The sequence below is a fragment of the Caldimonas taiwanensis NBRC 104434 genome (genome assembly GCF_001592165.1).
GTDB lineage: Bacteria > Pseudomonadota > Gammaproteobacteria > Burkholderiales > Burkholderiaceae_C > Caldimonas > Caldimonas manganoxidans.
In genome coordinates this window covers 146,569-172,906 of the sequence record NZ_BCWK01000002.1, presented here as the reverse complement: position 1 = coordinate 172,906, position 26,338 = coordinate 146,569, and the positions used below count along the sequence as shown (strand labels likewise).

The window sequence follows — 26,338 nt, the reverse complement described above, 5'->3', positions numbered from 1 at the left end:
ACGTCATGGCCAAAGCAAACCTCAATTTGAGCGAGCTGTCGGACGAGATCGCCTCGCAGTTCCGGGGGCTGGATCCGAACGAGCCCGGCCAGTGGCCCATCCTCCCGCAGGTGACCGTGTGGCTGCTGGCGGCCGTGGCCGTGGTGGTGCTGGGGTGGTTTCTGGTGCTGACGGGCGAATCCGACCTGCTGGAGGCCGAGCGCAACCGCGAGCCCGAATTGAAACAGACCTACCGCAGCAAGCTGGCCCAGGCGGTCAACCTGGGCGAGCTGCGCAAGCAGCGCCTGCAGGTGCAGGAATACGTCACCCAGCTCGAGAAGCAACTGCCGGGCAAGGCCGAGATGGACGCCTTGCTGTCGGACATCAACCAGGCCGGTCTGGGTCGGGCCTTGCAGTTCGAGTTGTTCCGTCCTGGCCAAGTGGTCGTCAAGGACTATTACGCCGAACTGCCCATCGCGATCCGCGTGACCGGTCGCTACCATGACATCGGCGCCTTCACGGCCGACATCGCCAATCTCTCGCGTATCGTGACCTTGCACGGCCTCAACGTGGCCGTGCCCAAGGCTGGCGATGCCAGCGGGGCGCTGGCCATGGAAGCGACGGCGCGCACCTACCGCTATCTGGATCCGTCGGAGATCGAAGCACAGCGCAAGGCCAAGGCCGAGGCTGCCAAGCAGGGGGGCAAGAAATGATCTTCCGGTCGATGATGTCGCGCGCCGTGCCCGTGGTGGCCGCACTGGCTGCCCTGTCGGGCTGCGGTGGGCCGCAGGATGAGTTGCAGGCGTGGATGGAGCAGCAAAAGCGCGAGGTGCAGCCCCGCGTCGTTCCGCTGGATCCCCCCAAGACCTTCAACCCACAGGCCTATGTGGCTGCCGACGGGGTCGATCCCTTCAGCGTCCAGAAGCTGACCGTGGCGCTCAAGCAGGAGGCCCGCCAACCCAACTCGCTGATTGCTGCCGAGCTCAACCGGCGGCGCGAACCGCTCGAGGCCTATCCCCTGGACAGCATGACCATGGTCGGCAGTGTGTCCCGTCAGGGGCGCCAGTACGCCTTGCTGCGCGTGGACAACCTGCTCTACCAGGTCAAGGTGGGCGACTACCTGGGGCAAAACTACGGCCGCATCACCCGTATCACCGAGACGGAGGTTTCTCTCCGGGAGATCGTTCAGGACGCCGCTGGTGAGTGGATCGAGCGCACCAGCAGCCTGCAGCTTCAGGAGAAGACCCAATGAGAACCATGCAGCAACACACCAAGAGGAAGAACCTGCGCATCGGCGCCCTGGGGCTGGTCTTGTTCGTGGCACCGGTGTTGGCCTTGGCCCAGGCGGCCATCCGCTCGATCAGCGCCAGCCAGAGCGCGGGCGCCGAAGTCGTGCGCATCGAGTTGTCCCAACCGCTGCAGGCCGTGCCCAATGGCTTTACCGTGCAGACCCCGCCGCGCATCGCCATCGACCTGCCGGGCGTCTCCAGTGAGCTGCCGCGCTCCAACCTGGACATCAATCAGGGCAATGTGCGCTCGGCGGTCGTGGCCCAGTCGGGCGAGCGCACCCGCATCGTGCTCAACCTGAAGCAGCCGGCCAGCTACACCGCGCAGCTCCAAGGCAATGCTTTGCTGCTGGTGCTGGAAAACACCGCGCAGGCGGCCGCTGCCGCAGGCAGCACCGTGCATTTCGCCCCCAGCGCCAACGAGACCGTGCAGGCCTTGCGCGGCATTGATTTCCGCCGCGGTGCCGCAGGTGCGGGGCGCGTGGTGGTCGATTTGCCCAGCACCCAGGTCGGCGTGGACATTCGGCAGCAAGGTGCGAACCTGGTCGTGGAGTTCCCGCGCACGAGCCTGCCCGACAGCTTGCGCCGTCGCTTGGACGTGACCGATTTTGGCACCCCGGTGCAGACGGTCACCGCCACGCAAGTCGGTGACATGGTGCGGATGGTCGTCCAGCCGTTTGGCAACTGGGAGCACAGCGCCTACCAAACCGACAACCAGTTCGTGCTGGAGGTGCGGCCGCAGAAGGAAGATCCCAACCGTCTGGTGCAAGGCCCCAGCTTCCAGGGCGAGAAGCTCTCGCTGAACTTCCAGAACATCGAGGTGCGTTCACTGTTGCAGGTGATCGCCGATTTCACCAACTTCAACGTCGTGACCAGCGACTCCGTCACCGGCAATGTCACGCTGCGCTTGCGCGACGTGCCCTGGGATCAGGCCCTGGAAATCATTTTGCAGGCCAAGGGACTGGGCTACCGCAAGACTGGCAACGTGCTGTGGGTGGCGCCCAAAGATGAAATCGCGGCCAAAGAGAAGCTCGAACTGGAGGCCAAGGCCCAGATCGCCCAGCTCGAACCCTTGCGCACCCAGTCCTTCCAGCTCAACTATGCCAAGGCCACCGACGTGGTGCGCAGCTTGGTCGGCTCCGGCGGTGGGGCCGGTGTGCCCGGGGCGCCGGGCGGTGGCGCTGGCGGCATGCGCATCCTCACGCCGCGCGGCAGCGTCATCGCCGAGCCGCGCACCAACCAGCTGTTCATCACGGACATCGCCTCCAAGCTGGAAGAAGTGCAACAGCTCATCAGCAAGATCGACATTCCAGTGCGGCAGGTCATGATCGAGGCGCGCATCGTCGAGGCCGATGACAGCTTTGGCCGCCAGTTGGGGGTGAAGCTGGGCGCGACCGACTTGCGCGGGATCCGGGGCGGCACGCCGGGCTGGAGCCTGGGGGGCAACAACCGCATCGGCATCGGCGGCACCTACCTCGGCATCGGCGAGCAAACCCTGCAAACCGCCGTCACCGGGGGCAGCTACATCCCGAACAGCTATTTCGTGAACCTGCCGGCGCAGTCCATCGATGGGGCCAATCCGGCGTCGCTGGCGCTGTCGTTGTTCAGCTCCACGGCCAACCGTTTTCTCAATCTGGAGATTTCGGCCCTGGAAGCCGATGGGCGCGGTCGCGTCGTGTCCAGCCCGCGCGTCATCACGGCCGACCAGGTGACCGCGCTGATCGAGCAGGGCACCGAGCTGCCCTATCAGAACGCCACCTCCAGCGGTGCTACCAGCGTGGAATTCCGCAAGGCCAGCCTCAAGCTCGAGGTCAAACCGCAGATCACGCCCGAAGGCGGCATCATCCTGGATGTGGACGTCAACAAAGACACCCCGGGCATCCTGACGCCCGGCGGCTATGCGATCGACACCAAGCATGTGAAGACCCAAGTGCTGGTGGAAAACGGCGGCACGGTCGTGATCGGCGGCATCTTCACGATGAGCGAGCGTGAGGACGTCAGCAAGGTGCCCTTGCTGGGAGACATCCCGGTGTTGGGCCACCTGTTCAAGCAGCGCGGCACGTCTCGCGAGAAAACCGAGTTGTTGGTCTTCCTCACCCCGCGCATCGTCTCCGAGCGCGGCGGGGTGCAGTGAGGGCGCGCTGGCGCGTGTTGACCGCACACACGCATGGCGGCTGAGGCAATTACATTCAAAGGTCTTTCAATGGCTGGTATCGCAAAACGATTGAGGGATGTGGGGGCGATCGTCGCCGCGGCGATGGTGCTGGGGGCCTGTGGCGGCGGAGGAGGAAGCGCAGGGGATCCTTTGTATGGTGGAGGCTCGGGGTCCGGATCCGGCTCGGGATCGGGTAGCGGCGGAAGCTCCTCTGGCGGAGGGATTTCGGATGTCAGCACCAACGTCCCCACGCAAAAATCGTTGTCGATTTCGGCGGAAAAGTACGCGTTGGACTGGTCGAAAGATGGTGATGAGACAACGATTTCCGTCCGTGTGACCGATACCGCAGGCAACCCGGTGCCAGAAGGCACGCGGGTGCAGTTTTCCACCGAAGGCGGTCAGATCCAGACGTCTTGTACCTTGTCTGGGGTGACCGGAACGAGCGCGAACATCAGCGCATGCAGCGTGACCTTTGCGACGCAGAACCGGCGGCCTGCCGATGGTTTCGTGACGATCCTGGCCTGGTTGGATGGCGAAGAGGCCTATGTCGATGTGAATGGCAACGGTCGCTACGACTCTGGCGAACCTTTCTGGGATGCGGGTCGATTGTTCCGCGATGACAATGAAAGCGAAGCTTACGAATCCGGGTTCGATGAGCTCAACCTTGGCGCGACGGCTTCGGGTTCTTTGGGTATCGGGACGGTGGCCTGTTCTTTCCCGACGGCATATCCCAACTATCTGAACAGCAACTCCATTCCGCGGTCTGTTCCTGATACGTGTGATGGGGTGTGGGGCCGCTCAATCATTCGCACGCGCATCGTGCTTCCGGTGTCGGATCCACGTTTTATGGGGCTGGAGGCCACCGGTGCGCCGGCGGAAGTTCGTTTGTACTCGGACTTTGGGACCAACCGCACTGCTGCGCCTGCTGGGACGACCCTGTCCGTGCAGGGGGCGCCCAGTGGGTGCACGATTTCCGTGTCTCCGGCGCAAGTGAGCAATGGGGATGTCTACCCAACGGTGCATCGTCTCGTTGGTTCGGGCACTTCTTGTTCGGGGGCTTCAGCGACGGTCGTCGCCAAGTTTGGTACTTTCGAAAGCAATACGGTGACAGTGACGCTACCTTGAGGCCGCGGTGATGCCGAGTCGCCACCGTTCCACGGTTGCCTGACCATTGCAGACAAGACCAGGCTCTGTCGAATCCACCGTGCCCAGGCCGGTGGCCCTGGTGGGCTTGCCCGGCAGTGGCAAGTCCACCATTGGGCGCCAGCTGGCGCGGCGCTTGGGCGCTGATTTCATCGATACCGATGTGTTGATCGAAAAGCGCTTGGGCGAGACCATCCGGGCTTTTTTCGAACGCGAAGGCGAAGACCGGTTTCGACAGATCGAGCACGATATCTTGCGCGAGCTTTTGGCCGAGCCTCGTGGCGGTGTGCTGGCCACCGGTGGCGGCATCGTGCTGCGTGCAGACAATCGGCGGCTTTTGTCGCAAGGGGCCACGGTGGTGTACCTGCGGTCCTCGCCAGAGGACTTGGCGCGTCGCTTGCGCCATGACCGTCAACGGCCTTTGCTGCAGGTGGCCAATCCCTTGGCCAAGTTGCGCGAACTGTACCGGGTGCGTGACCCGTTGTACCGCGAGGTGGCGCATTTCTCGGTGGAGACGGGCCGGCCCTCGGTGGCCCTGTTGACCCAAACCATTGCCACGCAGCTGGAGTTGAGCGGCCGGTGGCCCTTGTCGGCCGAGGGCGCTTGACGATCCACTACACTGCGGCGCATGCAAGAACGCGGTCTCGTATCCCCGGTGTTCCAGACGTTGACGGTCGAACTGGCCGAGCGCAGCTATTCCATCCTGATCGGCCCCGGTCTGCTGGCGTCGTCGGACAGCTATGCAGGGCTGCCGCACAGCCGGACGGCGGCCATCGTCAGCAACGAGACGGTCGCGCCCTTGTATGCCGAACGTTTGGCCAGCGCCTTGGCGGCTCGGCATGAACGGGTGATCCAGATCGTGTTGCCCGATGGCGAGGCGTACAAAGACTGGCCGACGCTGGACCGCATCTTCGATGCCTTGCTGGCCGCAGGCTGCGATCGCAAGACGGTGTTGTATGCACTGGGCGGCGGGGTGATCGGCGACATGACCGGCTTTGCCGCGGCTTGTTTCATGCGTGGGGTGCCCTTCGTGCAAGTGCCCACGACGCTGCTGGCGCAGGTGGATTCTTCGGTCGGCGGCAAGACGGCGATCAACCACCCGCGCGGCAAGAACATGATCGGTGCGTTCTATCAGCCGCTGCGGGTGGTGTGCGATCTGGATGTGCTCGACACCCTGCCCGAGCGTGAGCTGTCGGCCGGCTTGGCCGAAGTGATCAAGTACGGGCCGATCGCCGATCCGGCATTTCTGGACTGGATCGAGGCCCACATCGATGCTTTGCGCGCCCGCGACAAGGCTGCGCTGGCCTATGCGGTGCGTCGCTCTTGTGAGATCAAGGCCCAAGTGGTGGGGCAGGACGAGCGGGAGTCCGGCTTGCGCGCGATCCTGAACTTCGGCCACACCTTCGGGCATGCGATCGAGGCCGGGCTGGGCTACGGCCAATGGCTGCATGGCGAGGCAGTGGGCTGCGGCATGGTGATGGCCAGCGAGCTGTCGGCCCGCCTGGGCGGAATGCCCGATGGCTTCGTCCAGCGCATGCGTGGGCTGATCGAGCGCGCCGGCTTGCCGGTGGTGGGCCCCGGCTTGGGGGTGCCGCGTTACCTCGAGCTGATGCGGGTGGACAAGAAGAACGAAGGCGGGGAGATCCGCTTCGTCGTCATCGAGGCGCTGGGGCGTGCGGCAGTGCGTGCGGTGCCCGAGGCCCTGGTGGCCGAAGTGATCGAGGCCTGCACGGCCTGAACTCCGATGCAGGACGCCATGCTCGCCCCCTATGCGTGCGATCCGGCCCGCTCGCGGGGGCGGCGTCATCCCGAGCCGGATGCGCCGACTCGCAACGCGTTCCAGCGCGATCGCGACCGCATCGTGCACAGCACCGCGTTCCGGCGTCTGGTCTACAAGACCCAGGTCTTCCTGAACCACGAGGGCGATTTGTTTCGCACCCGTCTGACGCATTCGCTGGAAGTGGCCCAATTGGGCCGCTCCATCGCCCGGGTGCTAGGGTTGCACGAGGATTTGGTCGAGGCGATTGCGCTGGCGCATGATCTGGGCCACACGCCGTTCGGCCATGCCGGGCAAGACGCCTTGAACGAATGCATGCGCGAGGACGGTGGCTTCGAGCACAACCTGCAGAGCCTGCGGGTGATCGACGAGCTGGAGGAGCGCTATCCGGGCTTCGATGGTTTGAATCTGAGTTTCGAGACCCGCGAAGGCGTGCTCAAGCATTGCTCGCGCGCGAATGCTCAGCGCTTGGGGGAGGTGGGGCGACGTTTTCTGGATGGCACGCGGCCCAGTCTGGAAGCCCAGTTGTGCAATCTGGCCGACGAAATCGCTTACAACGCGCACGACATCGATGACGGCGTGCGCTCGGGGCTGTTGCGGTTCGAGCAACTGGACGAGGTGTCCTTGGTGGCCCGTTACCGGCATGCGGTGTTGCGTGAGCATCCTGATCTGCCGGCCAAGCGGGTGCTGGCCGAGGCGATCCGTCGGATGTTGTCGGACCAGGTGTATGACGTCATCGATGCGACGCGTGCGGCTTTGGCCATCCATCGACCCAAGGATGTGGACGAAGTGCGTGCCTTGCCGGTGTTGGTGAGCTTCAGCGCGGCCATGCGCGCACAAAGCGATGAACTGAAGCGTTTCTTGCGCGCCAATCTCTATCGCCATCCGCAGGTGGTGGAGACCACCGAACGCGGCAAGCAAGTGGTGCGGGAGTTGTTCGCCGCCTATGAGCAAGATCCGCGGGAGATGCCGGCCGATCACTGGCGCGATGGGCGCAAGGGGCGCCGGGCGATTGCCGACTATATCGCGGGCATGACCGACCGTTTTGCCATCCGCGAGCACGAGCGCTTGACGGGGCGGCGACTGTTTTGATCAGGGGGTGGCGAAACGCCACACCCCGTCGTCTGCGCGTTGGCGCTGCAGGCGACCCTCGAACCACAAGGCGTGCAAATGGGCCAGGGCCTCGCCCATGGCAAACGTGGTTTGGTGCAGATCGAGCGGGCGCTTGAACATGACGCCCAGCAGGTCGGCCGCGCTGCGCGGAGACTGACGACAGGCCTGCATCACTTCGTGCAGGCGTTCGGCATGGTGCGCCTGCAACTGCCGCACCCGCTCGTGCAGTCCGAGGAAGGGGCGCCCGTGCGAGGGCAGGACCAAGGTGTGTTCGTGCAAGCTGCACAGGCTTTGGATCGAGGCAAGGTACAGCGGCAGGGGGTTGCCTTCCGGTTCGAGGTCGAAGACGCTGACATTGGTGGAGATGCGCGGCAGCAGCATGTCTCCGGCAATCAGCATCGGGCCGCCGTCTTCGGTGTACAGCGAGATGTGTTCCGGGGCATGGCCATGGCCGGCAATGCATCGCCAAGCGCGATCGCCGATGCGCAGGACTTGGCCGTCCATCAGGCGGCGGAACTGCTCGGGGACCTGCGGCACCATCGAGGCGTAGTAATTGCCACGTTGGCGCACCTGTTCGATCGATGCCGGTTCGGTGAGGCCGTGGCTGGCAAAAAAAGCGGCGGCTGCTTCTCCGCCGTGCCCCTCGGCGCGCAGGCTTGCCGCGCGTGCGGCATGGTAGTCCGTCGCGCTGATCCACATTCGGCACTGCCAACGCTCGGTCAGCCAGTGGGCCAGGCCGATGTGGTCGGGGTGCATGTGCGTGACGATCACACGCAGCACGGGCAGCCCGTCGAGCTCCTGGGCGAAGATCCGTTCCCAGGCCTGGCGTGTCGTATCGTTGGCGATGCCGCAGTCCACCAGCGTCCAGCCTTCTCGGCCGTCGAGCCGGTCGCGCAGCAGCCACAGATTGATGTGGTCCAGCGCAAAGGGCAGGCCCATGCGCACCCAGCGCAAGCCTGGGGCCACCTCCAGGCTGCCAGCCGGCGGCGGCAGGCGTTCCCCCAGCGGGTAGTGCAGACGCTGTTCCTGCGGGTTCATTCGCTACACTTTACGTAAACGTCATTCGTTCCAGTATAGGCAGGCATGGCCAATTCTGCTGTCACCCCCGCGTCGCCCACCTACACCATCAGTGAGTTGGCGCGTGAATTCGATCTGACCACGCGCGCCATCCGCTTTTACGAAGACTGCGGGCTGCTCAGTCCGCAGCGCAGCGGCCCGAACGGACGCAACCGCATCTACACCGCGCGCGACCGTACGCGGCTGAAGCTGACCTTGCGCGGCAAGCGGCTGGGCTTGAGCCTGGCCGAAATCAAGGAACTGGTGGACATGTACGAGTCGCCCCGCGATACCGTGCCCCAGTTGAAGAAGTTTTTGGTCGTGCTGGCGGCCCATCGGGAGCAGCTCGAACAGCAGCTGGCCGATTTGCAGGTGACACTGGAGGAAGTGAGCAGCCACGAACGCGAGGCGCGGCGTTTGTTGAACGAATTCGAGCGCAAGAAACGCGCCTGACACCCCTGGGCCGGGCGGCGGCGGTGGAGGCCATAATTGACGTTTACGTCAACGTCAATTAGGCTGTGGGTTTTCGCCGTCGAGGCCGAAGGAGTGTTCCATGTCCCGTGCGCATGAGTGGGTGCCGGCCGACCCGGACTTCGCTGCCCGGGTGCGGGCTTCGTTCGCGCGCCAAGCGGTGATGGCCACGCTGGGCATCGGGCTGGAAGAGGTGCAAGCCGGGCGGGTGGTGTTGACGATGCGTCACCGGCAAGACTTGACTCAGCAGCATGGTTTTTTGCATGCCGGTGTGGTGTCCACCGCACTGGACTCGGCCTGCGGCTATGCCGCGTTTTCCCTGATGCCGGCGCAGGCCGGGGTGCTGACCATCGAATTCAAGGTGAACCTGCTGGCGCCTGCGCGCGGGCCGGACTTTCGCATCGAGGCCGAGGTCACCAAGGCCGGCCGCAGCATTTCGGTGGTCGATGGCCGGGCCTTGGAAGTCGGTGCGGCCGGCTCGCGCCTGGTGGCCACGATGACCGCCACGCTGATGACCGTGCTCGGACGCCCCGACGTGCAGCATTGAGCGGCCAGCAGCGAAGTTTTCGTAGACGAAGGAACCATGACCATGCAAGTGCCCGGACTCAACTTTCAGCTTGGCGAAGACATCGATGCGCTGCGCGAGGCGGTGCACACCTTCGCGCAGGCCGAGATCGCCCCGCGCGCGGCCGAGATCGACCGCACGGACCAGTTCCCGATGGACCTGTGGCGCAAGATGGGCGAGCTGGGCGTGCTGGGCATCACGGTGGAGGAAGCCTATGGCGGGGCGGCCATGGGCTATTTGGCCCACATGGTCGCGATGGAGGAGATCAGCCGCGCCAGCGCGTCGGTGGGTCTGTCGTACGGGGCGCACTCCAACCTGTGCGTCAACCAGATCCGGCGCAATGGCACCGAGGCCCAAAAGCGCAAGTACCTGCCCAAGCTGATCAGCGGTGAGCATGTGGGCGCGCTGGCCATGAGCGAGCCCGGCGCCGGCTCGGATGTGGTGAGCATGAAGCTGCGCGCCGAGGACAAGGGCGGCTACTACCTGCTCAATGGCAGCAAGATGTGGATCACCAATGGGTCCGATGCCGATACCTTGGTGGTCTATGCCAAAACCGAGCCCGAGCTGGGCGCCCGCGGCATCACGGCGTTCATCGTCGAGAAGGGCATGAAGGGCTTTTCGGTGGCGCAAAAGCTCGACAAGCTGGGCATGCGTGGCAGCCACACCGGTGAGCTGGTGTTCGACAACGTCGAGGTGCCGGCGGACAATGTCTTGGGCGCGGTCAACGGTGGTGCCAAGGTGCTGATGAGCGGCCTGGACTATGAGCGCGCGGTGCTGGCCGCTGGGCCGGTGGGCATCATGCAGGCGGTGATGGACAACGTCATCCCGTACATCCACGATCGCAAGCAGTTTGGCCAGAGCATTGGTGAGTTCCAACTCATCCAAGGCAAGCTGGCCGACATGTACACCACGCTGCAGGCGGCGCGCGCCTTCTTGTACACCGTGGGCAAGAACTTGGATCGATTGGGCAGCGAGCATGTGCGCCAGGTGCGCAAGGACTGCGCCAGCGTGATCCTGTGGTGCGCCGAGAAGGCCACCTGGATGGCCGGAGAAGGCATCCAGATCTTCGGCGGCAATGGGTACATCAATGAGTATCCCTTGGGCCGGCTGTGGCGCGATGCCAAGCTGTACGAAATCGGCGCGGGCACCAGCGAGATCCGGCGCATGCTGATCGGGCGGGAGTTGTTCGCCGAGACGATGTGAGGGCGGCCGCAGACGCTGCGGCTTGCACACGGTCGGGCCGATCCTTTGCACAATACGTTGGCGTCGATCGGGAAGGCGGGCGCCAGCGCAGGCCTTCTGCGTCGAACGTCGATGGCGCGTCGGCCGTGGCGCGGCTGGGCCGTCAGGGAGGGCTCAGCGCGGCAGCCGTCGCAGGGCAGCCCTTTTTCGGAGATCAGGATGTTCCCTCAGAAGCTCACGGATCCGCGCGCGTTTCACATTGCCGCGGCCCTGCTGGAGGGTTTCAATCGGCACTACCGTCTGTTTCGCCAGACCAGCATCGAGGCCAAGCGCCGCTTCGAGTTGGCCGACTGGCATGGCCAGCAGCGCGCGCAGCGCGAGCGCATCGAGTTCTACGACAAGCGTGTGGCCGAGGCGGTGGAGCGCTTGCAGCGGGAGTTCAGCGCCCATGAGCTGCCGATGGACGTGTGGCACCAGGTCAAGCTGCACTACATCGGTTTGCTGACCAATCATTTGCAGCCCGAGCTGGCCGAGACCTTCTTCAACTCGGTGACGACCAAGATCTTGCACCGTAGTTACTTCCACAACGATTTCATCTTCGTGCGTCCGGCGATCTCGACCGAATACCTCGAGAACGACGAGCCGGGCTCGCAGCCGACCTACCGCGCCTATTACCCGACCCGCGAGACCCTGCGCGAGACGCTGCTGCGGGTGGTGACGAATTTTCAGCTGGCCGTGGAGTTCGAGGACCTGGGGCGCGATGTGGACTTCGTGTTGCAGGCCATGCGCAGGGAGTTTGGCGACGTGCGGCTGCGCACGAACTTCCAGCTGCAGGTGTTGTCGTCGCTGTTCTTCCGCAACAAGGGAGCCTATATCGTCGGCAAGATCGTCAACGGGTTTCGCGAGATTCCGTTTGCGCTGCCGATTTTGCACACCTCGCGGCGCCAGTTGGTCATCGATGCAGCCTTGTTCGGCGAGGACGACCTGCAGATGCTCTTCAGCTTCGCGCGGGCCTATTTCATGGTGGACATGGAAATCCCGGCCGCGTATGTGCAATTCTTGCGTTCGCTGATGCCTCGCAAGCCGCGGTCGGAGATCTACAACGCGCTGGGTCTGCACAAGCAGGGCAAGAACCTGTTCTATCGCGATTTTCTCTACCACTTGAGGCATTCCAGCGATCGCTTCCGTATCGCGCCGGGCATCAAGGGCATGGTCATGTTGGTGTTCGACCTGCCTTCGTTTCCTTATGTGTTCAAGGTCATCAAGGATTTCTATCCGCCGCAGAAAGACACCTCGCGCGAGCTGATCCAGCGCAAATACTTGCTGGTCAAGACACACGACCGCGTCGGGCGCATGGCCGACACGTTGGAGTATTCGAACGTGGCGTTTCCGCGTTCGCGTTTCGAAGACGAGCTGGTGGCTGAATTGAAGCATTTTTGCGGCAGCCAGATCGAAGAAGATGGCGACGATCTGGTCATTCGTCATCTGTACATCGAGCGGCGCATGATTCCGCTCAACATCTACTTGCAGGAAGCCTCGCCAGCACAAATCGAGCACGCGGTGATCGAGTATGGCAACGCCATCAAAGACCTGGTGGCGGCCAACATCTTCCCGGGCGACATGCTCTGGAAGAACTTCGGCGTCACGCGGCATGGCAAAGTGGTGTTTTACGACTACGACGAGATCGAATACCTCACCGACTGCAATTTCCGCAAGGTGCCCCAGCCGCGTACCGAGGAAGAAGAGTTGTCGGGCGAGGTGTGGTACAGCGTGGGGCCGAAAGATGTCTTCCCGGAAACCTTTGGGCCCTTTTTGCTGAGCAACCCGACCGTGCGCGAGGTGTTCATGCGTCACCACGCCGAATTGCTCGACCCGGCCTATTGGCAGGCGCACAAGGAGCGCATCCTGGCCGGCCATGTCCACGACGTGTTCCCTTACGAGGCGCACAAGCGCTTCGTCCGGCTGCGTCAGGCGCAGCCGCCCTCATCGCCTCAGGCGGCCGGCCATCCTGCTGCGGTGTCCTGAGGCTTGACCCATTCCCCGTGTTTCCCGAAGGAGAGCATCATGTCCGACCCCATCGTCATCGTTTCTGCGGCCCGCACCCCGATCGGGGGCTTGCTGGGTGATTTCGCTGGTCTGCAAGCCTGGGAACTGGGGGCAGTGGCCATTCGCGCGGCGGTCGAGCGCGCCGGCATCGAGCCGGCGGCCGTGGACGAGGTGCTCATGGGCAACTGCCTGATGGCCGGTCAGGGCCAGGCCCCGGCGCGTCAGGCTGCGCGTCGCGCCGGCCTGCCCGATACGGCCGGTGCGGTCACGCTGTCGAAGATGTGCGGCTCGGGCATGCGCGCGATGATGTTCGCGCACGACATGCTGGCCGCCGGCAGCGCCGATGTGATGGTGGCCGGCGGCATGGAAAGCATGACCAATGCGCCGCACTTGGCGTTCATCCGCAAAGGGCAGAAGTATGGCGCGACGGCGTTCTACGACCACATGGCGCTGGACGGCCTGGAGGACGCCTACGAGCGTGGCAAGGCCATGGGCGTGTTCGCCGAAAGCTGTGTGGCCAAGTACGGTTTCAGCCGGCAGGCGCAGGATCAATACGCCATCACCTCCACCGAGCGGGCTCGTCGCGCCAATGAGGATGGCAGCTTCGCCTGGGAGATCGTGCCGGTGTCGGTGCCGGGCAAGGGCGGCGAGGTGAGCATCACCCAGGACGAGCAGCCCGCCAAGGCCAAGCTGGACAAGATTCCGAGCCTCAAGCCGGCCTTCAAGAAAGACGGCAGCATCACGGCGGCCACGTCGTCGAGCATCTCCGATGGTGCGGCGGCGTTGGTGATGATGCGCCAGTCCACCGCGGCCAAGTTGGGCGTCAGGCCGCTGGCACGCATCGTGGCCCACAGTCTGCATGCCCAGGCGCCCGAATGGTTCACCACGGCTCCGGTGGGCGCCATCGACAAGGTGCTGAAGAAAGCCGGCTGGGTGGCCAAAGACGTGGATCTGTGGGAGATCAACGAAGCGTTTGCCGCGGTGACCATGGCGGCGATGACCGAGCACAAGCTGCCGCACGAGAAGGTCAATGTCAACGGCGGGGCCGTGGCGCTGGGCCATCCCATCGGCGCCAGCGGTGCGCGCATCGTCGTGACGCTGCTTGGGGCCTTGCGTCAACGTGGCTTGAAGAAGGGCGTGGCCTCGCTGTGCATCGGCGGCGGGGAAGCCACGGCCATCGCGGTGGAAATGCTTTGACGGGGTGAATGATGCGGGTCCTGGTCATTGGTGCGTCGCGCGGGCTGGGGCTGGAGTTCGCCCGCCAATATCGCCAAGCAGGCGACCATGTGGTGGCTACGGCGCGTAGCGACGATGCTTTGGCGCGGTTGCGGGGCCTGGGCTGCGAGGCTTGGCCGCTGGACTTGCTGGATGCGGCCAGCGTGGCCGCATTGGGCTGGCGGCTGGATGGACAGCGCTTCGATGCCGTGATCTTCAATGCCGGGGTGTATGGTCCGCGCACGCAGGGTCTCGAGACGCCCACGCAGGACGATTTCGATGCGGTGATGCGCACCAACGTGCTGGGGCCCATGCGTGTGCTGCCGCAGCTCGAGCCGGTCTTGGCTCAGGACGCCAAGCTCATGGTGCTGTCGTCGATGATGGGCTCGATCGGCCAGCGCAGCACGAGCACGGGCTGGCTGTATCGGGCGTCCAAAGCTGCGCTGAATTCGGTGCTGCGCGATGTCGCCCTCGCGCTTGGGCCGCGGGGCATCACCTGTGTGGCCGTGCATCCGGGCTGGGTACGCACCGACATGGGCGGGCCCCATGCCAGCCTGGCTCCCGAAGACAGTGTGGCCCGCTTGCGCCAGTTGCTCGCGCGTCTGCGACCCGAGGACAACGGGCATTTCCTTCACTACGACGGCACACCGATTGCCTGGTGAGCCGCGCATCCGAGCCAAGACATCATGCTGTTGAGCGAAGATCATCGTGCGGTGCAAGACGCCGTGCGCGCTTATGTGCAGGACCGCATCGCGCCGCATGCGGCCCGCTGGGACAAGGAGCACCATTTTCCGGCCGAGGAGCTCAAAGGCTTGGCCTCGCTGGGCTGCTTTGGCGTGGCCGTGCCGTCCGAGTACGACGGCGCGGGCCTGGACTACCTGGCCCTGGCCGTGATCTTGGAGGAGATCGCCGCTGGCGACGGCGGGACCAGCACCGTGGTGAGCGTGAACAACTGCCCGGTGTGTTCGATCTTGATGGCCTATGCCAACGAGGAGCAAAAACAGCGCTTCCTCAAGCCGCTGGCGCGAGGCGATATGTTGGGCGCGTTTTGTCTGACCGAACCGCATGTGGGCAGCGAAGCCGGGGGCCTGAAGACCACGGCGGTGCGTGATGGTGATCACTACGTGCTCGATGGCGTCAAGCAGTTCATCACCAGTGGACGGCATGCGGACGTGGCCATCGTGATGGCCGTCACCGACAAGGCCGCGGGCAAGAAGGGCATCAGCGCGTTCGTGGTGCCGACCGACACGCCCGGCTACACCGTGGCGCGCTTGGAAGACAAGCTGGGGCAGCACAGCAGCGATACTGCGCAGATCGTCTTCGAGAACTGCCGGGTGCCCGTCGAGAACCGTTTGGGCGAGGAGGGCATGGGCTTGAAAATCGCGCTGTCGGGTCTGGAGGGCGGGCGCATCGGGATTGCGGCGCAGAGCGTGGGCATGGCACGCGCGGCCTTCGAGGCGGCGCTGGCCTACAGCAAAGAGCGCGTGGCCTTCGGGCAGCCCATCTTCCACCATCAGGCGGTGCAGTTCCGCCTGGCCGACATGGCCACGCAGATCGAGGTGGCGCGCCAGATGATCCATCATGCGGCCAGCCTGAAGGATGCAGGCGTGCCTTGTTTGAAAGAGGCAGCCATGGCCAAGCTGTTTGCCAGCGAGATGGCCGAGCGGGTCTGCTCCGACGCCATCCAGATCCATGGGGGCTATGGTTACGTCCGCGATTTTCCGGTCGAGCGAATTTATCGCGACGTGCGGGTTTGCCAAATCTATGAAGGCACGTCCGACGTGCAGCGCATTCTGATCGGCCGGGCTTTGGGTTGAATCGGCGGCGCGCCTCGCCGCGATCTTGCGGTGCCTTGGTCTGGGCGCATAATCGCGGCCCATGAACATCATCATCCTCGGCGCCGGGCGGGTGGGTGAGAGCGTGGCCGAAAGCCTGGTGTCGGAGCGCAACGACATCACGGTGATCGACACCAACCCGCAGCGCCTGCGGGCCTTGCAGGACCGCCTGGATTTGCGCGGGGTGGTGGGCAATGGCATCCAACCTTCGGTGCTGCAAGAGGCCGGCGCCCAGGATGCGGACATGATGATTGCCTGTGCACCACTGGACGAGACCAACCTGGTGGCCTGCAAGATCGCCCACGATGTGTTCAACATCCCGACCACGATCGCGCGGCTGCGCTCGCCGGAGTTTCCCGACGGATCGCCGCTGATGGACAAGAGCGGTTTCGCGGTGGACCGGGTGATTTGTCCGGAGGCCTCGGTGACGCGCTATGTGCGCCAGCTCATCGCCTACCCCGAGGCCTTGCAAGTGCTGGAATTCGCGCAGGGGCTGGTCAGCCTGATCGCCGTGCGTGCCGTGGCAGGGGCACCGCTGGTGCGCCACACCATCTCCGAATTGCCCAGCCTGGTGCCCGAGGCGGACATGCGCATCGTCTCCATCTACCGGCCCGACCCCGAGGGGCCCGACCAGGCCATCGTCTGCGATGGCGTCACCCGCATCGAACCCGGCGACGAGGTGTTCGTGCTGGCCGCCACCAAGCACATCCGCACCGTGCTGGAGGCGCTGCGGCGGCGTGACCGCCCGGTCAAGCGCGTGATGATCGCCGGCGGAGGGCGTGTCGGCCTGCGCTTGGCGCGCGAGCTCAAGGGCGAGTACCGGGTCAAGATCATCGAGCACGATGCCAAGCGCTGCGAGTACTTGGCCTCGCAATTGCCGGCCGATACCCTCATCCTCCATGGCGATTCCACCGACGAGGAGCTGCTCGAAGGCGAGAACGTCCACGACATGGACCTCTTCCTCGGGCTGACCAGTGATGACGAGGACAACATCATGGCCTGCTTGCTGGCCAAGCGCATGGGCGCCAAGCGGGTGTTGGCCTTGATCAACCGCAAGGCCTATGCCGATTTGATGCAGGGATCGCAGATCGACATCGCACTGTCGCCGGCCCAGACGGTCATCGGTGAGCTGCTGGCCTATGTGCGGCGTGGCGACGTGGAAGCGGTGCATTCGCTGCGGCGCGGCGCGGCCGAGGCCTTGGAAGCCGTGGTGCGCGGCGATGCCAAGACCTCCAAGGTGGTGGGGCGGCCCATTGGCGAGCTCAAGCTGCCGCCGGGGGCGCAGATCGGCGCCATCGTGCGCGGATTGCCCGAAGGCGAGATGGACGATGAAGCGCGCGAGCGCGCCTTGCGTCAGGCGCAGGTCATCATCGCCCATCACGACACGGTGATCCAGGCCAATGACCACGTGATCGTGTTCTTGCCGCGCAAGCGCATGGTGCGCGAAGTGGAAAAGCTCTTGCAGGTCAGCGCGACGTTTTTCTGAGCCAGGCCCATGCCGTCTTCGTTTTTGCCGGCTTTGTCGATCCTGGGCACCATCGTGATGGCCTTTGCCCTGACCATGGGCGTGCCGCTGGCCGTGGCCTGGTTCGGCCAAGATGAGGCGCTGGCCTCATGGCATGTGGGCATGGCGCTGACCTTCGGGGCAGGGGTGGTGATGCGCTTGCTGGCCCGCCGACATCGGCGCGAGTTGCAGCCGCGCGATGGGGTGATGCTGGTGTCGCTGGTGTGGACGGTGCTGCCGCTGTTTGCCAGCGTGCCGCTGATGGTCTATTTCCGGCAGGCGGGCACGCCCTTGTCGTTCACCGACGCCTATTTCGAGGCCATGTCGGGTCTGACGACCACCGGCGCCACGGTGCTCAGCGGCTTGGATGCGCTGCCGCCGTCGATCAATCTGTGGCGCTGCTTCATGCAATGGATGGGCGGCATGGGCATTCTGGTGCTGGCGGTGGCCATCCTGCCGATGCTGGGCGTCGGTGGCAGTCAGCTCTTTCGGGCCGAGGTCGCCGGCCCGATGAAGGACACCAAGCTGACGCCGCGCATCACCGAGACGGCCAAGGGTTTGTGGAGCATTTACTGCGTCTTGTCGCTGTTGTGTGTGCTGGCGTATCGGGCCGCCGGCATGAGCTGGTATGACGCTTGGGTGCACATGTTCACCACCGTGAGCTTGGGGGGCTTGTCGTCCTACGATGCCAGCTTCGGGCATTTCGACTCGGCCCTGATCGAGGCCGTCTGCGTGGTCTTCATGCTGGTGGCTTCGTGCAACTTCGCGATGTATTTCGTGGCGGTGCGCAAGCGCAGCCTGCAGCGGCTGTGGGCCGACCCGGAGACCCGAGGCACGCTGGGCTTGCTGCTGGGGTCCTCGGTGATCGTCGCCGGGCTGTTGTGGAGCAAAGGGGTGTATGACGAGCCGTGGCAGGCGGTGCGCATGGCCTTTTTCAATGTGATCTCGATTGCCACCACCACCGGCTATGCCAACACCGACTATGCCCAGTGGCCGATCTTTGCGCCGGTGCTGATGTTGATGCTCTCCGGCCTGAGCACCAGTGCGGGCTCCACGGGAGCCGGCATCAAGATGGTGCGGGTATTGATTCTGCTGAAGCAGGCGGCCCGAGAGATGACGCGCATCGTGCATCCCCGGGCGGTCCAGCCGGTGACCTTGGGCAGCAGCACCGTGGACAACCACACCATCTTCGCGGTGCTGGGCTTCATGCTCGTCTACGGCGCCACGATCATCGGCCTGACCATGCTGCTGCTGCTGACGGACTTGGACGTGATCACCGCCTTTACGGCCGTGGTGGCCAGCGTCAACAACATGGGGCCGGGCCTGGGCAGCGTCGGTCCGGCGGGCAATTTCTCGGTGCTGAGCGATTTCCAGACGTGGGTGTGCACGTTGGCCATGCTGCTGGGGCGCTTGGAGATGTTGTCTTTCATGGTGCTGCTGACCCCGTCGTTTTGGCGCAAGTGAGCGCCGATGCCTCGGTTGGGGCGAGTTGCGCACACATCGGCTCGACTGCCGCCTGGAACGCGGGTTTGTGCTATCCCACCGGCGGGGAGGGCTGCCTAGCATGCCCTTACCCGAAAACCCGCGTCGAGACGGGCGAGGGGGTGTATCGATGTCAGCACACCAGGAGACGAACGTGAGCAAGACCCAAACTCCCAAGCCGGCCCAGCGCCGCCGCTTCTTGAAGTCGGCAGCAGCGGGGGCCGTGGGCGCCGGCGCAGCGGCATTCCCGATGGTATCGACCGCGCAAACCGTGTCGATGCGCTTTCAAAGCACTTGGCCGGCCAAGGACATCTTCCACGAATACGCCAACGACTTTGCCAAGAAGGTCAACGACATGGCGGGCAACCGCCTGAAGATCGAGGTGCTGCCGGCCGGCTCGGTCGTGCCGGCCTTCCAGCTGCTCGATGCAGTGTCCAAGGGCACCTTGGACGGCGGCCACGGCGTGGTGGCTTACTGGTACGGCAAGAACCAGGCCGTCGCGCTGTGGGGCTCGGGCCCCGCTTTCGGGATGGATGCCAACATGGTGCTGGCTTGGCACTACTACGGCGGCGGCAAGGAGTTGCTCGACGAGATCTACAAGAGCCTGAACCTGGACGTGCAGTCCTTCCTGTACGGCCCCATGCCCACCCAGCCGCTGGGCTGGTTCAAGAAGCCGGTGGCCAAGGTGCAGGATCTCCAGGGCCTGAAATTCCGCACCGTGGGCCTGGCGGTGGATGTGTTCACCGAGCTGGGGGCGGCGGTCAACCCGCTGCCCGGCGGCGAAATCGTGCCGGCCTTGGACCGCGGCCTGCTGGACGCCGCCGAGTTCAACAATGCCTCCAGCGACCGCGTGCTGGGCTTTCCGGACGTGACCAAGGTCTGCATGCTGCAAAGCTTCCACCAAAGCAGTGAGCAGTTCGAGATCTTGTTCAACAAGACCAAATACAACGCGCTGCCGGCCGAGCTCAAGTCGGTGATCGACTATGCGGTGCAGGCGGCCTCGGCCGACATGAGCTGGAAGGCTGCGCACCGCTATTCCACCGACTACCTGGAGATGCAAAGCAAGCAGGGCGTGAAGTTCTACAAGACGCCCGATGCCATCTTGCGAGCCCAGTTGCAAGCCTGGGACAAGGTCACGGCCAAGAAAGCGGCTGAAAACCCGATGTTCAAGAAGGTCATGGATTCCATGCGGGCCTTCGCGCAGCGGGCCGCCCGATGGCAGTTCGACACCATGGTCGACTACCGTATGGCTTACAACCACTACTTCGGGCCCAAGAAGAGCTGATCTGGCTCATTCTTTTACGTCCTTTACGCGTGCACCGCGGTGTGGTTGTGGCGCCCGCATCGCGGTGCACGGTCTGGACTCTGGTTTCAAGACTCTGGCTTCAAGGCGGCTGCACGAGGCCGCAGGCGACCTGTTCATGCAAAAGCTGTTGTTGGCCATCGATGCGGTGTCCACCTGGATCGGCAAGACGGCGGCCTGGGCGGCCGTGGGCCTGACCCTGCTGATCAGCTGGGAGGTCTTTTCACGCTACGTGCTCAACGAGCCCCATGCCTGGGTGCTGGATGCCCAAATCATGCTCTACGGCACCATGTTCATGTTGGCCGGTGCCTACACGCTGTCGAAGAACGGCCATGTGCGCGGCGACGTGCTCTACGGCTTTTTCAGCCCGAGGGCGCAGGCGGCAGTGGACCTGGTGCTGTACTTCCTGTTCTTCCTGCCCGGGGTGGTGGCGCTGACCTGGGCGGGCTGGGCCTATGCTCAGGAGTCGCTGGCCATTCGGGAGCAGACCTTCTCGGCCACGCCGCTGCCGTTGTATCCCTTCAAATTCGTCATTCCGCTGGCCGGGGCGGCGCTGTTGCTGCAAGGCCTGGCCGAGATCGCGCGCTGCGTGCTGTGTCTGCGCGATGGTCAGTGGCCTTCGCGCGAGCATGATGTCGAGGAGGTCGACGTCGAGAAGCTCAAGGAGATGGTCCACGTGAACGATGGCGATGCGGCCGCGGGAGGCCGCCCGTGAAGATCCGTCCCGAATTGCGTTTCGGCCTTGGCATCATGGCCCTGGTGGTCGGGGTCATCGTCTGGCTGATGCTGGGCGTGGAGACCCTCACCAAAGGCCACCTGGGCCTGCTGATGCTCTCGCTCGTGGTGGTGGCCATCATGTTGGGCTTTCCCACGGCTTTTACGCTGATGGGCATGGGCATGATCTTCACCTGGCTGGCCTACGACCGCGACATCACGCGCACGCTCGATCTGATGGTGCAAGCCGCCTACAAGAGCATGACCAACGACGTGCTCATCGCCGTGCCGCTGTTCGTCTTCATGGGCTATCTGGTCGAGCGCGCCAACCTGATCGAAAAACTCTTCAAGAGCCTGCACTTGGCGATGGCGCGCGTGCCCGGCTCGCTGGCCGTGGCCACGTTGGTCACCTGCGCCGTGTTTGCCACGGCCACGGGCATCGTCGGGGCCGTGGTCACGCTGATGGGGTTGTTGGCGCTGCCGGCGATGTTGCGCGCAGGCTATAGCACGCCCATGGCCGCAGGGTCCATCACGGCCGGCGGCTGCTTGGGCATCCTGATCCCGCCGTCGGTGCTGCTCATCCTGTACGGTGCCACGGCGGGTGTGTCGGTCGTGCAGCTGTATGCCGGGGCTTTCTTCCCCGGGCTGATGCTGGCCGGGCTGTATGTGGTCTACGTGATCATCATGGCCAAGCTCAAGCCGCAGTGGGCGCCGCCGCTGTCCGAGGCCGACCGGCGCGTGGACCTGGCGCCGGCCAACCAGCGCCTGGCCGACACGGGCAGCCATCATGCGTTGCTGCGTCTGCTGTCGGCGCTGAAGGGCCGGCGCAATGCGGACGTGCCGCTGTCGCACGTGCTCAAGCAACTGGGCATCGTGCTGCTGCCGGGGCTGCTGTTCGTGCTGCTGGCCACGAGCAGCCATCGCGCGGTCACCGCTGTGTCGGCCGAGCCGGAGTACGACATCGAGCCCATCAGCTTCTCGTCCGATGGTCCGTCGGCCACGCAAGGCTTGCAGGAACCCCCGGTGGCCGGCGGTCTGGCCGAGCCTGCCGCGGACGAGGAGGAGGCGGCCGGCGAACCCGAGGCCCTGGGCGAGCCCCCGGGGGCGCAGGCGCAGGAGGCCGCCGAGCCGGCCCCGCCTGCCCTGGCCGAGCCCGGTGCGCAGGCCCAGGAGCCCATCGCCGACGATGGCCGCCGGCCGGCACCCACTTGGTGGTGGGTGGTGTTCTCGATCCTTGGGGCCATCGTCGCAGCGTTTTATCTGTTTTTGAGCTTTGCGCGGCTGGAGATCTTCAAGATGCTCCTGGCCTCCTTCTTCCCGTTGGTGATCCTGATCCTGGCCGTGCTGGGGTCGATCGTGTTTGGTTTGGCCACACCGACGGAGGCCGCAGCCATGGGGGCGCTGGGAGGCTTTTTGTTGGCAGCGGCCTATCGGCAGCTCAACTTCACGGTACTCAAGGAGTCGGTCTTTCTGACGGCCAAGACTTCGGCGATGGTGTGCTGGCTGTTCGTCGGCTCGGCGATCTTTTCGGCAGCCTTTGCGCTGTTGGGCGGACAAGAACTGGTCGAGCAATGGGTGCTGGGGCTGGATCTGACGCCCACGCAGTTCCTCATCTTGTCCCAAGTGTTGATCTTCCTGTTGGGCTGGCCACTGGAGTGGACGGAGATCATCGTCATCTTCATGCCGATCTTCATCCCCTTGCTGGACAACTTCGGCATCGCCCCGCTGTTCTTCGGCCTGCTGGTGGCGCTGAACTTGCAAACCGCTTTCCTGAGCCCCCCGGTGGCGATGTCGGCCTTCTACCTCAAGGGGGTGGCCCCGCCGCACGTGACGCTCAATCAGATCTTCCTGGGCATGTTGCCCTTCATGGGCATCCAGATCATCGCGATCGTGCTGCTCTACGTGTTCCCGGGCATTGGCCTGTGGTTGCCGCAACTGTTGTACCGTTGAGGCCATGAACAAGCTGCCGATCGACTTCTATTTCGACTTCTCGTCGCCGTATTCCTACATCGCCTCCGAATGGATCGAGGCGCTGGCCGCACGGCATGGGCGCACCGTGCGCTGGCATGCGGTGCTGCTGGGGGTGACCTTCCAGGCCGCCGAATTGAAGCCGCCAGTGGCCCATCCGCTCAAGCGCGAGTATGTGCTGCGCGACTTCGCGCGCTCGGCCCGCTTCGAGGGGGTGCCCTACACCCAGCCGGAGGTTTTCCCCATCCCCACGCAGAACGCCGCGCGCGTGTTCTGGTGGCTACACGATGGCGATGCCGCGCGCGCCGTGGCTTGGGCACGGGCGTGTCTGCGGGCTTATTTCGCGCGCGGAGTCAATTTGTCGGAGGTGCAGGCGCTCAAGGGCTTGGCCCGCGAGTTTGGGCTCGATGCGGACCAGGCCGAGGCGGTCTGGAACGACCCGGTGTGGAAAGAACGCCTCAAACAGGCCAACGAAGCCGCGGTGGCCGCCGGCATGTTCGGTGCGCCCTACATCGTGATCGATGGGGAACCCTTCTGGGGCAATGACCGCAAGGCGCAGATCGAACGCTGGCTCGCGCAAGGGCCGTTCTGATGCGGAGGTGCGCATGAAGAAGGGCTACAAGGCCTTGGTGGACGAGGCCATGGCGCAAATCAAAACCTATAGCGTCGAGCAGGCGCGCGCCAGACTCGGCGACCCCGGCGTGTGCTTCGTGGACGTGCGCGATGTGCGCGAGCTCGAGCGCGATGGCGTCATCCCCGGCGCCATCCATGCGCCGCGCGGCATGTTGGAGTTCTGGGTCGATCCCGAGTCGCCCTACCATCGGCCGGTATTCGCCGAGGACAAGGAGTTCATCCTGTTTTGTGCCGCTGGCTGGCGCTCGGCCTTGGCCACCAAGACCTTGCAAGACATGGGCTTGCCGCGCGTGGCGCACATCGAAGGGGGCTTCACGGCTTGGAAGCAAGCCGGTGCGCCCGTGGCCGACAAGCCCAAGAAATAGGGTTGGACAATCGGGCTGGACCGCTGGTCAAGCGGGCGTTTGTCGCCCTAGAATTGACGTTTACGTAAACGTCAAAATGTGCGTCAATGATTTGCCGACCGCTTTCCCTTTGGTTGGCTGGGAGCCTGCATGAGCGTCCTCGAGTCTCGACTCCATCCCCGTTCCGACGAATTCAAGCGCAACGCGGCTGCGATGCAAGCCCTGGTGGACGACCTGAACCGGCAGCTCGCCGCCGTGGCCGAGGGTGGGGGCGAGGCGGCGCGGGCCAAGCACGTGGCCCGAGGCAAGTTGCTGCCGCGTGAGCGGGTGGAGATGCTGCTCGATCCGGGCACGCCCTTTCTGGAGCTGGCCCCGCTGGCCGCACTGAACATGTATGGCAACGAGGCGCCAGGGGCGGGCATCATCACCGGCATTGGCCGGGTGTCGGGCGTGGAGTGCGTGATCGTCTGCAATGACGCCACCGTCAAAGGCGGCACGTACTATCCCATGACGGTGAAGAAGCACTTGCGCGCGCAGGAAGTGGCGCAGCAAAACCATCTGCCTTGCATCTATCTCGTCGACAGCGGTGGGGCCAATCTGCCCAATCAGGACGAGGTGTTTCCCGATCGTGACCACTTCGGGCGCATTTTCTACAACCAGGCCACGATGAGCGCTGCCGGCATTCCGCAGTTGGCAGTGGTCATGGGCTCGTGCACGGCCGGTGGCGCCTATGTGCCGGCCATGAGCGACGAGGCCATCATCGTGAAGAACCAGGGCACCATTTTTTTGGGCGGGCCGCCGTTGGTGAAGGCCGCCACTGGCGAGGTGGTCAGCGCCGAGGACCTGGGCGGTGGCGACGTGCACACGCGCCTGTCGGGCGTGGCCGACCACCTGGCCGACAATGACCTGCATGCCTTGGCGCTGGCGCGTGCCGCCGTGGCCCGCTTCAACCGGCGCAAACCCCAGCCGCTGGCCTGCGTGCGGCCGCGGCCTCCGAAGTACGCGCCCGAAGAGCTGCATGGCGTGATTCCGGTCGACGTGCGCAAGCCCTTCGACGTGCGCGAGGTCATCGCCCGCATCGTCGATGGCAGCGAGTTCGACGAGTTCAAGGCCCGCTACGGCAGCACCCTGGTGTGCGGCTTCGCCCACATCGAGGGCATGCCCGTGGGCATCGTGGCCAACAACGGCATTCTGTTCAGCGAAAGCGCCAACAAAGGGGCGCATTTCATCGAGCTGTGCTGCCAGCGCCAGGTGCCGCTGGTGTTCCTGCAGAACATCACCGGCTTCATGGTGGGCCGCAAATACGAGAACGAAGGCATTGCGCGTGCCGGCGCGAAGATGGTCACGGCCGTGGCCTGCGCCCAGGTGCCGAAGTTCACCGTGATCATTGGCGGCAGCTTCGGTGCCGGCAATTACGGCATGTGCGGCCGGGCCTACTCGCCCCGTTTCTTGTGGATGTGGCCGAATGCGCGCATCAGCGTGATGGGGGGTGAACAGGCCGCCAGCGTGCTGGCCACGGTCAAGCGCGACGGCATCGAGGCCCGGGGAGGCACCTGGAGTGCCGAGGAAGAGGAAGCCTTCAAAGCGCCGATCCGCCGGCAGTACGAGGAGCAGGGACATCCATACTATGCCTCGGCCCGGCTGTGGGACGATGGCGTGATCGATCCGGCCGACACGCGCCGGGTGTTGGCCTTGGGGCTGAGCGCCAGTCTCAACGCCCCCATTGCGCAGACGCGCTTTGGCGTCTTCCGTATCTGAGCGCCGGAGGCTGCCCATGCCCACCACTCTCGACATCCGCATCGACGGCTCCGTGGCCCGGGTCTGGCTCAACCGGCCGCAGGTGCGCAATGCCTTCAACGATGCCACCATCGCCGAGCTGACCGACACCTTCGAAGCCCTGGGCCGCGACGCTTCGTTGCGCGCCGTGGTGCTGGGCGCACATGGCCAGGCTTTCAGCGCCGGCGCCGACTTGCACTGGATGCGTGCGATGGCCGATTACACCTGGGAGCAAAACCGCGATGACGCGGCGCGGCTGGCGCAGATGCTGTGGACGCTGTACAGCTGCCCGCTGCCGGTGGTGGCTCGCATCCACGGTGATTGCTATGCCGGCGGGGTGGGTCTGGCGGCCGTGTGCGATGTGTTGGTGGCCGCCGAAGGCGTGCATTTTTGTCTGTCCGAGGCCAAGCTCGGGTTGCTGCCGGCCACCATCAGCCCCTACGTGATCCGTGCCATGGGCCCACAGGCGGCGCGGCGCTATTTCCTCACGGCCGAACGCTTCGATGCGGCCGAGGCCCATCGCCTGGGCTTCGTGCATGAGGTGTGTGCGGCCGAGGCGCTGGACGAGCGTGTCGAGGCGATCGTCGCGGCCCTGCTGGCCAATGGTCCGCAGGCGGTGAAGGCCTGCAAGCGCTTGGTGCAAGACGTTGCGGGCCAGCCGATCGATGCAGCGCTGCGTGAAGACACCGCGCGACGCATTGCCGACATCCGCGCCAGTGAAGAAGGCCGCGCCGGGGTGCGTGCTTTCCTGGACAAACGCAGCCCGCCGTGGGCGACGGCCTGAACCACGA

The 26,338-nt window shown here is 64.7% G+C and carries 24 protein-coding genes; 23 read left to right on the top strand and 1 reads right to left on the bottom strand.

What is annotated here, in order from left to right:
- The first annotated feature begins 5 nt into the window (after window positions 1–5).
- The 7 genes from CTA01S_RS02500 (at window position 6) to CTA01S_RS02470 (ending at window position 7,432) form a co-directional block, all read left to right on the top strand.
- A complete protein-coding gene (locus CTA01S_RS02500; RefSeq protein ID WP_019559848.1) occupies window positions 6–692 on the top strand; it encodes a type IV pilus inner membrane component PilO in 687 nt (228 codons plus the stop codon).
- Window positions 693–703: 11 nt separating this feature from the next.
- A complete protein-coding gene (locus CTA01S_RS02495; protein ID WP_062191793.1) occupies window positions 704–1,231 on the top strand; it encodes a pilus assembly protein PilP in 528 nt (175 codons plus the stop codon).
- Window positions 1,232–1,236: 5 nt separating this feature from the next.
- Window positions 1,237–3,399: a type IV pilus secretin PilQ gene (locus CTA01S_RS02490; protein WP_019559846.1), complete on the top strand. Its 2,163-nt coding sequence runs from the start codon at window positions 1,237–1,239 to the stop codon at window positions 3,397–3,399.
- A 33-nt stretch (window positions 3,400–3,432) separates the two neighbouring features.
- Window positions 3,433–4,545 (top strand): hypothetical protein, encoded by a 1,113-nt coding sequence (locus CTA01S_RS02485; RefSeq protein ID WP_157451276.1) that lies wholly within the window; start codon window positions 3,433–3,435, stop codon window positions 4,543–4,545.
- Between the two features lie 79 nt (window positions 4,546–4,624).
- Window positions 4,625–5,170: a shikimate kinase gene (locus tag CTA01S_RS02480; protein ID WP_232300966.1), complete on the top strand. Its 546-nt coding sequence runs from the start codon at window positions 4,625–4,627 to the stop codon at window positions 5,168–5,170.
- A 21-nt stretch (window positions 5,171–5,191) separates the two neighbouring features.
- Complete coding sequence (gene aroB, locus CTA01S_RS02475) at window positions 5,192–6,301, top strand: 3-dehydroquinate synthase (RefSeq protein ID WP_062191784.1); 1,110 nt, start codon at window positions 5,192–5,194, stop codon at window positions 6,299–6,301.
- Between the two features lie 6 nt (window positions 6,302–6,307).
- On the top strand, window positions 6,308–7,432 hold the full coding sequence (locus CTA01S_RS02470; RefSeq protein ID WP_062191782.1) for a deoxyguanosinetriphosphate triphosphohydrolase: 1,125 nt from the start codon (window positions 6,308–6,310) through the stop codon (window positions 7,430–7,432).
- Here CTA01S_RS02470 and CTA01S_RS02465 read toward each other — a convergent pair whose 3' ends face one another.
- Complete coding sequence (locus tag CTA01S_RS02465; RefSeq protein WP_062191779.1) at window positions 7,433–8,491, bottom strand: MBL fold metallo-hydrolase; 1,059 nt, start codon at window positions 8,489–8,491, stop codon at window positions 7,433–7,435.
- A 45-nt stretch (window positions 8,492–8,536) separates the two neighbouring features.
- On the opposite strand from CTA01S_RS02465, the gene CTA01S_RS02460 reads away from it, so the two are divergent.
- The 16 genes from CTA01S_RS02460 to CTA01S_RS02385 all read left to right on the top strand — a co-directional run bounded on the left by CTA01S_RS02460 (window position 8,537) and on the right by CTA01S_RS02385 (window position 26,331).
- Window positions 8,537–8,962, top strand: a complete 426-nt coding sequence (locus CTA01S_RS02460) for a MerR family transcriptional regulator (protein ID WP_019559840.1) — start codon at window positions 8,537–8,539, stop codon at window positions 8,960–8,962.
- Window positions 8,963–9,062: 100 nt separating this feature from the next.
- A complete protein-coding gene (locus CTA01S_RS02455) occupies window positions 9,063–9,527 on the top strand; it encodes a PaaI family thioesterase (RefSeq protein WP_019559839.1) in 465 nt (154 codons plus the stop codon).
- A gap of 42 nt (window positions 9,528–9,569) precedes the next feature.
- On the top strand, window positions 9,570–10,748 hold the full coding sequence (locus tag CTA01S_RS02450; protein WP_198150761.1) for an isovaleryl-CoA dehydrogenase: 1,179 nt from the start codon (window positions 9,570–9,572) through the stop codon (window positions 10,746–10,748).
- A gap of 198 nt (window positions 10,749–10,946) precedes the next feature.
- Entirely contained in the window at window positions 10,947–12,752 is a 1,806-nt protein-coding gene (gene aceK, locus CTA01S_RS02445; RefSeq protein WP_019559837.1) for a bifunctional isocitrate dehydrogenase kinase/phosphatase, read from the top strand.
- A gap of 39 nt (window positions 12,753–12,791) precedes the next feature.
- Complete coding sequence (locus CTA01S_RS02440; protein WP_019559836.1) at window positions 12,792–13,970, top strand: acetyl-CoA C-acyltransferase; 1,179 nt, start codon at window positions 12,792–12,794, stop codon at window positions 13,968–13,970.
- A gap of 8 nt (window positions 13,971–13,978) precedes the next feature.
- Complete coding sequence (locus tag CTA01S_RS02435; RefSeq protein ID WP_062191772.1) at window positions 13,979–14,650, top strand: SDR family oxidoreductase; 672 nt, start codon at window positions 13,979–13,981, stop codon at window positions 14,648–14,650.
- A 24-nt stretch (window positions 14,651–14,674) separates the two neighbouring features.
- Window positions 14,675–15,805, top strand: a complete 1,131-nt coding sequence (locus CTA01S_RS02430) for an acyl-CoA dehydrogenase family protein (RefSeq protein ID WP_062191769.1) — start codon at window positions 14,675–14,677, stop codon at window positions 15,803–15,805.
- Window positions 15,806–15,866: 61 nt separating this feature from the next.
- A complete protein-coding gene (gene trkA / locus CTA01S_RS02425; protein ID WP_019559833.1) occupies window positions 15,867–17,309 on the top strand; it encodes a Trk system potassium transporter TrkA in 1,443 nt (480 codons plus the stop codon).
- A 9-nt stretch (window positions 17,310–17,318) separates the two neighbouring features.
- Entirely contained in the window at window positions 17,319–18,791 is a 1,473-nt protein-coding gene (locus CTA01S_RS02420) for a TrkH family potassium uptake protein (protein ID WP_062191765.1), read from the top strand.
- Between the two features lie 172 nt (window positions 18,792–18,963).
- The gene (locus CTA01S_RS02415; RefSeq protein WP_259370073.1) at window positions 18,964–20,094 is read left to right on the top strand and encodes a TRAP transporter substrate-binding protein; all 1,131 of its coding nucleotides are present in this window, start codon (window positions 18,964–18,966) and stop codon (window positions 20,092–20,094) included.
- A gap of 136 nt (window positions 20,095–20,230) precedes the next feature.
- Window positions 20,231–20,827 (top strand): TRAP transporter small permease subunit, encoded by a 597-nt coding sequence (locus tag CTA01S_RS02410; protein ID WP_062191758.1) that lies wholly within the window; start codon window positions 20,231–20,233, stop codon window positions 20,825–20,827.
- Window positions 20,824–22,776 (top strand): TRAP transporter large permease, encoded by a 1,953-nt coding sequence (locus tag CTA01S_RS02405; protein WP_062191754.1) that lies wholly within the window; start codon window positions 20,824–20,826, stop codon window positions 22,774–22,776. Before CTA01S_RS02410 ends, CTA01S_RS02405 begins: the two co-directional genes overlap by 4 nt.
- A 4-nt stretch (window positions 22,777–22,780) precedes the next feature.
- Window positions 22,781–23,386 carry a 2-hydroxychromene-2-carboxylate isomerase gene (locus CTA01S_RS02400; protein WP_062191749.1) on the top strand — a complete coding sequence of 202 codons (606 nt, stop codon included), beginning with the start codon at window positions 22,781–22,783 and terminating at the stop codon, window positions 23,384–23,386.
- Window positions 23,387–23,393: 7 nt separating this feature from the next.
- Window positions 23,394–23,792, top strand: a complete 399-nt coding sequence (locus tag CTA01S_RS02395; RefSeq protein WP_026329986.1) for a rhodanese-like domain-containing protein — start codon at window positions 23,394–23,396, stop codon at window positions 23,790–23,792.
- 129 nt (window positions 23,793–23,921) lie between these two features.
- Window positions 23,922–25,529, top strand: coding sequence for a carboxyl transferase domain-containing protein (locus CTA01S_RS02390; protein ID WP_062191746.1), 1,608 nt, complete (start codon window positions 23,922–23,924; stop codon window positions 25,527–25,529).
- Between the two features lie 16 nt (window positions 25,530–25,545).
- A complete protein-coding gene (locus tag CTA01S_RS02385) occupies window positions 25,546–26,331 on the top strand; it encodes an enoyl-CoA hydratase/isomerase family protein (RefSeq protein WP_062191743.1) in 786 nt (261 codons plus the stop codon).
- Window positions 26,332–26,338 lie beyond the last annotated feature (7 nt).

What these genes read in the sequence shown, in the direction of transcription:
- trkA (WP_019559833.1), top strand. Translation starts at nt 15,867, where the DNA reads ATGAACATCATCATCCTCGGCGCCGGGCGGGTGGGTGAGAGCGTGGCC.
- CTA01S_RS02400 (WP_062191749.1), top strand. Translation starts at nt 22,781, where the DNA reads ATGAACAAGCTGCCGATCGACTTCTATTTCGACTTCTCGTCGCCGTAT.
- CTA01S_RS02455 (WP_019559839.1), top strand. Translation starts at nt 9,063, where the DNA reads ATGTCCCGTGCGCATGAGTGGGTGCCGGCCGACCCGGACTTCGCTGCC.
- CTA01S_RS02495 (WP_062191793.1), top strand. Translation starts at nt 704, where the DNA reads ATGATGTCGCGCGCCGTGCCCGTGGTGGCCGCACTGGCTGCCCTGTCG.
- CTA01S_RS02465 (WP_062191779.1), bottom strand. Translation starts at nt 8,491, where the DNA reads ATGAACCCGCAGGAACAGCGTCTGCACTACCCGCTGGGGGAACGCCTG.
- aroB (WP_062191784.1), top strand. Translation starts at nt 5,192, where the DNA reads ATGCAAGAACGCGGTCTCGTATCCCCGGTGTTCCAGACGTTGACGGTC.
- CTA01S_RS02485 (WP_157451276.1), top strand. Translation starts at nt 3,433, where the DNA reads ATGGCGGCTGAGGCAATTACATTCAAAGGTCTTTCAATGGCTGGTATC.
- CTA01S_RS02435 (WP_062191772.1), top strand. Translation starts at nt 13,979, where the DNA reads ATGATGCGGGTCCTGGTCATTGGTGCGTCGCGCGGGCTGGGGCTGGAG.
- CTA01S_RS02460 (WP_019559840.1), top strand. Translation starts at nt 8,537, where the DNA reads ATGGCCAATTCTGCTGTCACCCCCGCGTCGCCCACCTACACCATCAGT.
- CTA01S_RS02410 (WP_062191758.1), top strand. Translation starts at nt 20,231, where the DNA reads ATGCAAAAGCTGTTGTTGGCCATCGATGCGGTGTCCACCTGGATCGGC.
- CTA01S_RS02420 (WP_062191765.1), top strand. Translation starts at nt 17,319, where the DNA reads ATGCCGTCTTCGTTTTTGCCGGCTTTGTCGATCCTGGGCACCATCGTG.
- CTA01S_RS02385 (WP_062191743.1), top strand. Translation starts at nt 25,546, where the DNA reads ATGCCCACCACTCTCGACATCCGCATCGACGGCTCCGTGGCCCGGGTC.
- CTA01S_RS02430 (WP_062191769.1), top strand. Translation starts at nt 14,675, where the DNA reads ATGCTGTTGAGCGAAGATCATCGTGCGGTGCAAGACGCCGTGCGCGCT.
- CTA01S_RS02470 (WP_062191782.1), top strand. Translation starts at nt 6,308, where the DNA reads ATGCAGGACGCCATGCTCGCCCCCTATGCGTGCGATCCGGCCCGCTCG.
- CTA01S_RS02490 (WP_019559846.1), top strand. Translation starts at nt 1,237, where the DNA reads ATGCAGCAACACACCAAGAGGAAGAACCTGCGCATCGGCGCCCTGGGG.
- CTA01S_RS02500 (WP_019559848.1), top strand. Translation starts at nt 6, where the DNA reads ATGGCCAAAGCAAACCTCAATTTGAGCGAGCTGTCGGACGAGATCGCC.
- CTA01S_RS02450 (WP_198150761.1), top strand. Translation starts at nt 9,570, where the DNA reads ATGCAAGTGCCCGGACTCAACTTTCAGCTTGGCGAAGACATCGATGCG.
- CTA01S_RS02390 (WP_062191746.1), top strand. Translation starts at nt 23,922, where the DNA reads ATGAGCGTCCTCGAGTCTCGACTCCATCCCCGTTCCGACGAATTCAAG.
- aceK (WP_019559837.1), top strand. Translation starts at nt 10,947, where the DNA reads ATGTTCCCTCAGAAGCTCACGGATCCGCGCGCGTTTCACATTGCCGCG.
- CTA01S_RS02440 (WP_019559836.1), top strand. Translation starts at nt 12,792, where the DNA reads ATGTCCGACCCCATCGTCATCGTTTCTGCGGCCCGCACCCCGATCGGG.